Origin of the sequence: Providencia sp. PROV150 (genome assembly GCF_028481025.1) — a bacterium.
GTDB lineage: Bacteria > Pseudomonadota > Gammaproteobacteria > Enterobacterales > Enterobacteriaceae > Providencia > Providencia hangzhouensis.
In genome coordinates this window covers 202,514-210,113 of record NZ_JAMPPJ010000010.1, presented here as the reverse complement: position 1 = coordinate 210,113, position 7,600 = coordinate 202,514, and the positions used below count along the sequence as shown (strand labels likewise).

The window sequence follows — 7,600 nt, the reverse complement described above, 5'->3', positions numbered from 1 at the left end:
GTTGCCGACAGCGGCAACTCTTTTATTAAGATAACCTATGCTAATTTCTTACTTACTTCTTCCTTGCAATGAGTGTTGCAAAATTTAATTTAATACGATTACCTTGTGAATCAGTGCGGTGTAAATGACCAGGGTTTTCGTTATATTTTAAAATATCCCAATCTTTATAATACCCTTCTAGCTCCCCTGGTTTTAAGAAGCATTTAAATGGCACTAAATCCAGCGGTGCATCTGGCGTTTCAACGGCACACACAATAACGTTAACTCCCCCTGGCAGGGTATGTTCTTGCATATTAGTAATAACATTGGCGATTTTTTCTCGCTGCAAGAACATTAGCACGACAGTGGAAATAATAAGTTCGTAGTTCTCTTGTATTTGGTGACTATTAATATCATAAACAGCCGTATGAATATTCTCTACCCCAGCTTGTTTTTTAACGAAGTCAATTGCTTGGATATGCTGAGGGTTGATATCTACCGAGGTCACGTCATACCCCTGCAAGGCAAGATAAAAACTATTACGCCCTCTTCCCGAACCTAAATCTAATGTTTTACATGGCTTACTCAGGTGATTCTCACACAAATAGCGCACTTCTGAATGTGGAGTCGTTAACCCATGCTCTTTATAAAATTTCAGTTCTGGTTTGCATAAAAATGCCAGTTGGCATTCCATGTCATCACTACAAGCAGAAATACGATGCCAAACTTGAGGTTCAATAATAGGCGGCTGGTTATGAATATCAAAGGTAAAGTGTTGCTCGCTGCCGTCTTCATTAAAAATGATAAAATCTAAAGAGCCTTTTAGCACTTTCAACTGTGCGTATGTATCCTCTTTTGTATTATGGCGCTCTTGGAACATTAACGGCAAAGAAGCTTTATTCCAAACTGGCATAGTTTTGTAACACACGAGATCATTCATATCATCACCAATAAGTTGCATTTTAAATACATCTTATACCGTTCGTTTGCTATCTGCAAAACATTCATAAATTAATTATCGCGGGCTTGATTCATATCAACCCCCTATAGACCAAGAGGGCTGAAATGCTTCATGGGCTCAGTTAATAACCTAACTGTTCCGCACTTAACCCTAAGAATTCAAAAGGTTTTGTAACTACATAACTGTTGGTCGCATCCCCTGAATAGATATGGCTCTGCTCTTCACCGAGGTCCAGCTTTTTCACTTTTCCAGTTTCCGCTGAAAAGTCAATTTTTGCCAAATCAGTCCAAAAAATATTTGGAGTTAATGCTGACTCGAAAAAGTAGAGCTGGCGTTTATGGTCAACTAATGTCCGCCAACGTGTTGACGATATTTCAGGCGAATTTTCAGACGTCAATCCGTAAGGGACAGACACATTACGTACGACACTGAAAACACTGGCGACCGCTTTATTAGGCGTTGTTTTCTGAGGAATTGCATTAATATAAAACTGCGCGCGAGCAAATCTATCAGCGGAGCGGTTAGTCCCCGGTAACATTACAGTGCCGCCAATTCCTTGCCAATATTCCTGCATTGCTAATTGCTTCTCATAAGTCGGCGAGTTAGTCATAACTTGATACTTGCGACTGTGATGAATTACCTGCTTACCATCGATATATTCAATAATCGCGCTATCACCACTCGCATCTGATAATGATAAATGTAAAGTCGCTAACCTATCTTGTCCTGGCACATTATCTGTTGCGACTACGAGTGGATTCTTTTCTAGCTCAGCAACGGCTTCTTCCACTGTCGCATAGTTATCTAGAACATATTGCGCCCATAAAGATATCGACAACGCAGGTTGCTTATTATCTATTTGAGGATATTTTGATTCCGCGAGCCACAGTAAATTGGCAACCAGACCTTCCTCGTTCACTCCATCCGTTGTTGAAATATCATAACCCGAGGCTATCACGCTGCCGTATTTTGATTTCCATTTTAAAGAGTTAGGCCCTGCAATGCCATCACGCTCCATCCCTCGAGGAAAGATCCATAGATTGGTACCAATATCGTATTTCCAATCCATTGTTCTTCCGGTCATTATTTGTTCATTTTCACCTAAATAAACAACTCGAGTACAAGCTTGGCTAACTGTAATCGGCATTGATATCGCAGCAGTTGCGGCAAGTGCTACGATACTTTTCTTAATAAATTGCATGCCATCTCCAAAATAGTTAAAAATAAATTTACATAATAAGCATACTACATAAATACGAACTATTTATGCTCAAAGAATAATGTATTAAAAAAAGTGCGATTAACACAATGAAATATAATAAGTAATGACACAAAATGGCACCCATATTAACCAGTGCCATTTTGCTGGAAAGAATTAATTATTTACTGATGAAAATAAAGAACGTAGTAATGCAGCTTTTTTCTGATTATCAGGCATAGATAATATTTCATTATAGAAACTAATAGAAATACGGCACGCTAATGCAGGTGATTTCTTCCCTGCTTCTAAATTTCCAAGGATTGCGGTATCTTCACCATACTTTGCAGAAAGCCCACTAGCAAGCTGTGTTAATTCCTCAGAATACTCTTTTGGGGACATCAACGCCTGTTTTACACCAGCTTCACTTGAAATTAAGAGCTCATTGGTCGCTTGGATTTGTTTCAACAAAACAGCTTGGCTTTTTTGTGGTGGAATAATTTCCGCTGTTTCTCTTAAGTGCGGAAACAATGAATAAAAACACGTTTTTCCTGTTGGGTCTTCTTCTAATAAGATTTTCAGGTAATCATTCACTCTGCTAGTAAAATTAATTACGGAATCATCAGAAGCATATTCCATACGTTCTAGCACCAGCTTCATGACATTGCCAACAACCTGATCAAACAGTTGACGACGTAAATCTTCATTAGCTGGGTCGTATTGCGTGATTAGATGCTCAAAACTTTGATAGGTTTCAGGGCTTATTTTCTTCACCGTCGCGATAATCGGCAGTTCTTTTTCAACTTGGGCAAGTGCCTCTGAATGAATTGCACTATTATTTTCTGTAGATAACACATTATTATCTTTACTTAACCAATAAAAACCGAATGCGAATGCAATAAAAATAATGCTAACAATTAATGCGGTTTTACGTGAGTTATTTGTATTCAAAGTTACCCTGCCTTTTCTTGGTAAAACGGTTCCCACAAACACTTTCAAGCTACTTATATACTGTAGAATCCATCGCATATAATGTCATGGCATCTAAAAACAATAGTCATCACGGAGCTAGACTATTAATGCCACGAATTGACCTATAAAAAGTGATAATGTTTATTTTAGCTTGTATCAAAGTCGTCAAGCTATAGGAATAAGGGAAAATGCGAGGCTAAGACGGGAGAATTTGCCATAAATAAACAATTTAGAAAACGCTGGATATAAAAAAACCTTCAAGACTTGAAAGCTTGAAGGTTTATTATGATAAAAATCTTATTTAACTTGAACACCTTCAACTGAAATCAACAGTTGTGCTTCTTGAGATTTAGGGCCCAAATCAGATTTGATGTTAAATTCTTTCAGCTTAATATTACCTTCAGCTTCAAAACCTGCACGGTATCCACCCCAAGGATCTTTACCTTCGCCCATTAATTTAGCATCTAATGTAATCGGCTTAGTAACACCATTTAAAGTGAAATCACCTGTGATTTTGTATGTTTCACCGTCTTTCTTCACTTCTGTTGAAACGAATTTTGCTTCAGGGAATTTTGCTGCATTTAAGAAATCACCACTGCGTAAATGTTTATCACGCTCTGCGTGGTTAGTGTCAATGCTGCCTGTCTTAATAGTTACTTCGACTTTATCTTTTGATGGGTCTTTTGCATCATAAGTGAAAGACCCATCAAAGTCTTTAAAACTACCATATACCCAGCTATAACCTAAATGCTGAATACGAAATTCAATAAACGCGTGTTGGCCTTGCTTATCAAATTGGTAAGTTTCTGCTAATGCTGAACCTGCCGTTAAAAAAAGTGCGCCAGTAGCCAGACCAAGAACCGTTTTCTTCAACATAATTATCTCCACGTTACTTATCGGGGGTAAAACCCAACATTCTTTTTAATGTAATATCACGATCAAAAAAGTGATGTTTAAAAGCTGCAAAAGCATGCAACACTGATAATAGAACCACTGCCCAAGCTAAATATAAATGAACTTCACCTGCTGTATCTGCTTGTGTTGCAGCACCAGTAAATAGTGCAGGAACCTCAAACCAATCAAATACACTGATAGGCTGTCCATCAGCGGTTGAGATTAAATAACCACTGATCAAAATACTGAACAAAATAATATAAATCAGAATTTGAACAATAATAGAGCTAGCTTTCGTTAATTTACTGTAGCTTGCTAATGGCTTCGGTGGCGGTGAAATAAATCGCCAAATCACACGAAATGCCATAACAATAAATAATAATATTCCTATACTTTTATGTATCTCAGGAGCTTGATGATACCAACTATCATAATAGCCTAGTGTCACCATCCATAAACCTAAAGCGAACATTCCATATACGACAATTGCGACTAGCCAATGTATGAGCAAAGAGATATGCCCATAACGACTTGCATTATTTTTCCATTGCATGATAAAAACCATTTAGAGAAGAAGGTAATATTTTATTAACTAAGCCGTAATAATCATAAGGTGAAATTAATTTTATTCCTATCCCAAAGTTAAACAAATATTTTGTTGAAGACATTCAAATACGATCAACATAATGAAAAATAGATTACTATTTGATTTTGTCTAGTTTTAATTATAAAAGTTGAATAAAGATTCTTCCAGTTTTGTAAATGGTCGTAACTAAATACTTAGTTCATTTATTAATTTCAATTAAATCTAGCTTATTCCTAATAGATATAAGCTGTTATTCATAAAATAACATTTGTAGGTCTGCCTTTTTCCCCATACATTGGTATTCTTTCTTTTAACATTGCAAACTGATTGATAGGTTAAATACTATGTATAAACTTTGGATAGCAAATAAAAACTACTCTTCATGGTCACTACGTCCCTGGGTTTTACTAAAGGTATTACAGATCCCGTTTGAAGAAAATTTGTGTTTATTTGAAAACGGCAAAAGCAGCCATGAAAAATTCAGTCGTTTTTCACCTACAGGCTTAGTCCCTTGTTTAATCGATGAAAACCAAACAATATGGGATTCTTTAGCCATCTGTGAATATGTTGCAGAAGACTACCCTCAAGTCTGGCCAAAAGAGCGAAAAGCCAGAGCATGGGCTCGTAGTGCAAGCGCAGAAATGCACTCGGGTTTTAGTGCATTACGCCAGCAATGTCCAATGGACGGTACTCATAATTCGCCACTTAACAATATTTCAATTGAATTACAAACCGACTTAAATCGATTGCAGAAATTATGGCAGGATGGGTTAAACCAATTTGGTGGTCCTTGGCTTGCAGGTAGTGAATTTACGGCTGTAGATGCTTTTTTTGCACCAGTTGCCTTTCGAATTCGCAGTTATCACTTACCTGTAAACCCAGCTGCCAAACAATGGGTTGACCGAATTTTAGTTTTACCCGCAATGAAAGAATGGCATGAAGCAGGTTTACAAGAACCCTATATTGAACACTAAAAATAGGCTAATCGGGAGGCATTATATGCCTCCAGCTTTTATTTGATTAGTAAAAAATCACCTGCTCGAACATCAAAATTAATATTTAACCAATTTGTCGGTCATTCAAGCTACATTAGGTTGTTTAACAGACAAACAGCGGGCTATAATTTTTCATTCCACGGGTCTGCGGTCATAATATCGCCAAGTGGTGTGTGTAATGTAACCTGTTCATTTTTAAACCACTCAGCTAATGAAAACCCACCTTTAGGGGTTTCGATATGAATATCAATTGGGCAATAAGGAGTATTCGCCTTAATTGCAAACTCAGCAAAATCTTCTTTTTCTTGACGATGTGGACAGCGAATGACCACATCAAGGTCGCAGTCTGACAACATACTTTGGATATCTGTCGCTAAAGTGTAAGCACAACTCCCTGTTACTCCCCATTGCCAAGGCCATTTAGTCTGTGAAATGATCCATAAAACCTGCACTGGTGGTAAAGCGATAAACATTGAACGTTGTAGTTCCACCGAATTCGCCACCAAGGATTCCACATTCATAATGTGCGTAATTGCAGATTTTTCAATTTGTGTTGTAACGCGTTGGTGTGGCTTAATTCCTCTAATTGCAACAGTCAGTTTATTCTCATCCGCTTTATTTCGGTATACCGTCAACGGTAACTTACTGTTCCACTGTGAGCCGACCCATTCAGGAAGCGATTCTATCGCGACATCATTATTGCTGCCGACCCAAACAAAATCATGAGGATTGATTATTTGCATTTTATTACCTTTATGATTGCTACAACTGCTCTCCCCTATTATGCCTTTTTTGTCACATAAAAACAGAATATCGCAACCAACAATTCAACACATGCCATTTAATGGTAACTTGTCATAAATACTGAGTTCTCACCTTGAAATTTTATACCGTATATTATTTAATTACGTTATTAATTAATAGGTTAAGCCTCTATTTGTGAGCATCGGATTATGAGAACGTTTCCTGCTATCCACGATGGAATTATTTTTACCAGTTGTATGTTTTTTAGCGCCGCAACCGCTTTTGCGATCTTAGATGCACAAGCTGCGATGTGGGCAACATTCTCAACGCTGTATTCCTTTAATTTATTCAATGCAGCAAAAGAATATAAGAATTATGCCTATACCGCTTGTTGTTTATTGATGATTTTAGTCGCTATTTTTATCGGTGATACGTTACGCCTTGGTACCGCATATTATATTTATCTCGCCATTTTTTCGTTCATTTACTACCAATTGTATGGCACAGATCCTGCTATGGATTTAACCATGAAATTTATGATTATCATGTCGACAATTGGTACCATTTTACCTGATATATCCAAAAGCTTAGCGTTAGGGTTTATTATTGGTAGTGGAGTAACGTTAATTACGTATTATGTCCTTAGCCATAAAATGACACGCCATAGTGTAATAACGAGCGCTTTAGTTGAACAAAATTTGTTTACGTTGAGAAAAAATATTATCCCACGCTCAATGATTTATGCTTTGGGGCTATTACTCGCGCTCGCTATTCCTCGCAGTATAGATCTAGGGCACTTTTATTGGACATTACTGACCTTCGTTTTTGTATTGCATCCAAAATCACAAAGTATCGTTAAAATTACTTTGCAGAGGGTCTTAGGCAGTCTTATTTCTGTCTTATTATTGTATTTTTTATTCAATTTACCCTTTATGCCGTATATCGGTTTAATTGCAGTCGTGGTGTTCGCCTTTTTAATGCCGATGAGCTTTCATCACGGATATACGTTTATGACGTTTGTCGTGACAAGCTTAATTTTGTCCATTCTTGAGCTCGTTATATATTGGCGTCACCCAACCTATGAATTATTGTTTGACCGCGTTCTTGAAACCGCCTTAGGAGGAACCATCGCCATTATGACGAGTATTATTTTAAAGTTATTTAGAGAAACGAAATAAAATTAAGCATATTCCCCAATAAGAACGTTTGTTCTATACTCAAAAAGAACACATTGGGAAAACAAGTCTTAGTCCTAAAGCCTAGCCCTATCA

8 protein-coding genes are annotated in these 7,600 nt (G+C 37.2%); 2 read left to right on the top strand and 6 right to left on the bottom strand.

Features of this window, described 5'->3' with window-relative positions; genetic code table 11:
• Nucleotides 1-52: 52 nt before the first annotated feature.
• From tehB to PSE83_RS09140, 5 genes are all read right to left on the bottom strand, one after another.
• Nucleotides 53-940, bottom strand: a complete 888-nt coding sequence (tehB, locus tag PSE83_RS09160) for an SAM-dependent methyltransferase TehB (protein WP_004262097.1) — start codon at nucleotides 938-940, stop codon at nucleotides 53-55.
• Nucleotides 941-1,061: 121 nt separating this feature from the next.
• On the bottom strand, nucleotides 1,062-2,141 hold the full coding sequence (locus PSE83_RS09155) for a linear amide C-N hydrolase (RefSeq protein ID WP_004262105.1): 1,080 nt from the start codon (nucleotides 2,139-2,141) through the stop codon (nucleotides 1,062-1,064).
• A 174-nt stretch (nucleotides 2,142-2,315) separates the two neighbouring features.
• A complete protein-coding gene (locus PSE83_RS09150; protein WP_036958473.1) occupies nucleotides 2,316-3,089 on the bottom strand; it encodes a hypothetical protein in 774 nt (257 codons plus the stop codon).
• Between the two features lie 318 nt (nucleotides 3,090-3,407).
• Nucleotides 3,408-3,986, bottom strand: a complete 579-nt coding sequence (locus PSE83_RS09145; protein WP_004262112.1) for a YceI family protein — start codon at nucleotides 3,984-3,986, stop codon at nucleotides 3,408-3,410.
• A gap of 13 nt (nucleotides 3,987-3,999) precedes the next feature.
• On the bottom strand, nucleotides 4,000-4,557 hold the full coding sequence (locus PSE83_RS09140; RefSeq protein WP_036958474.1) for a cytochrome b: 558 nt from the start codon (nucleotides 4,555-4,557) through the stop codon (nucleotides 4,000-4,002).
• A 377-nt stretch (nucleotides 4,558-4,934) separates the two neighbouring features.
• Here PSE83_RS09140 and PSE83_RS09135 point away from each other — a divergent pair, with 377 nt between their 5' ends.
• Nucleotides 4,935-5,564, top strand: a complete 630-nt coding sequence (locus tag PSE83_RS09135) for a glutathione S-transferase family protein (protein ID WP_004262116.1) — start codon at nucleotides 4,935-4,937, stop codon at nucleotides 5,562-5,564.
• A gap of 143 nt (nucleotides 5,565-5,707) precedes the next feature.
• On the opposite strand, the gene PSE83_RS09130 is transcribed toward PSE83_RS09135, so the two are convergent.
• Nucleotides 5,708-6,328, bottom strand: a complete 621-nt coding sequence (locus PSE83_RS09130; RefSeq protein ID WP_004262117.1) for a malonate decarboxylase holo-ACP synthase — start codon at nucleotides 6,326-6,328, stop codon at nucleotides 5,708-5,710.
• A gap of 210 nt (nucleotides 6,329-6,538) precedes the next feature.
• On the opposite strand from PSE83_RS09130, the gene PSE83_RS09125 reads away from it, so the two are divergent.
• On the top strand, nucleotides 6,539-7,507 hold the full coding sequence (locus PSE83_RS09125; RefSeq protein ID WP_172766905.1) for an FUSC family protein: 969 nt from the start codon (nucleotides 6,539-6,541) through the stop codon (nucleotides 7,505-7,507).
• The last annotated feature ends 93 nt before the right edge of the window (nucleotides 7,508-7,600 follow it).

Excerpts from the sequence above, each read along its gene's own strand:
- tehB (WP_004262097.1), bottom strand. The coding sequence starts at position 940 with ATGCAACTTATTGGTGATGATATGAATGATCTCGTGTGTTACAAAACT.
- PSE83_RS09155 (WP_004262105.1), bottom strand. The coding sequence starts at position 2,141 with ATGCAATTTATTAAGAAAAGTATCGTAGCACTTGCCGCAACTGCTGCG.
- PSE83_RS09145 (WP_004262112.1), bottom strand. The coding sequence starts at position 3,986 with ATGTTGAAGAAAACGGTTCTTGGTCTGGCTACTGGCGCACTTTTTTTA.
- PSE83_RS09140 (WP_036958474.1), bottom strand. The coding sequence starts at position 4,557 with ATGCAATGGAAAAATAATGCAAGTCGTTATGGGCATATCTCTTTGCTC.
- PSE83_RS09135 (WP_004262116.1), top strand. The coding sequence starts at position 4,935 with ATGTATAAACTTTGGATAGCAAATAAAAACTACTCTTCATGGTCACTA.
- PSE83_RS09130 (WP_004262117.1), bottom strand. The coding sequence starts at position 6,328 with ATGCAAATAATCAATCCTCATGATTTTGTTTGGGTCGGCAGCAATAAT.
- PSE83_RS09125 (WP_172766905.1), top strand. The coding sequence starts at position 6,539 with ATGAGAACGTTTCCTGCTATCCACGATGGAATTATTTTTACCAGTTGT.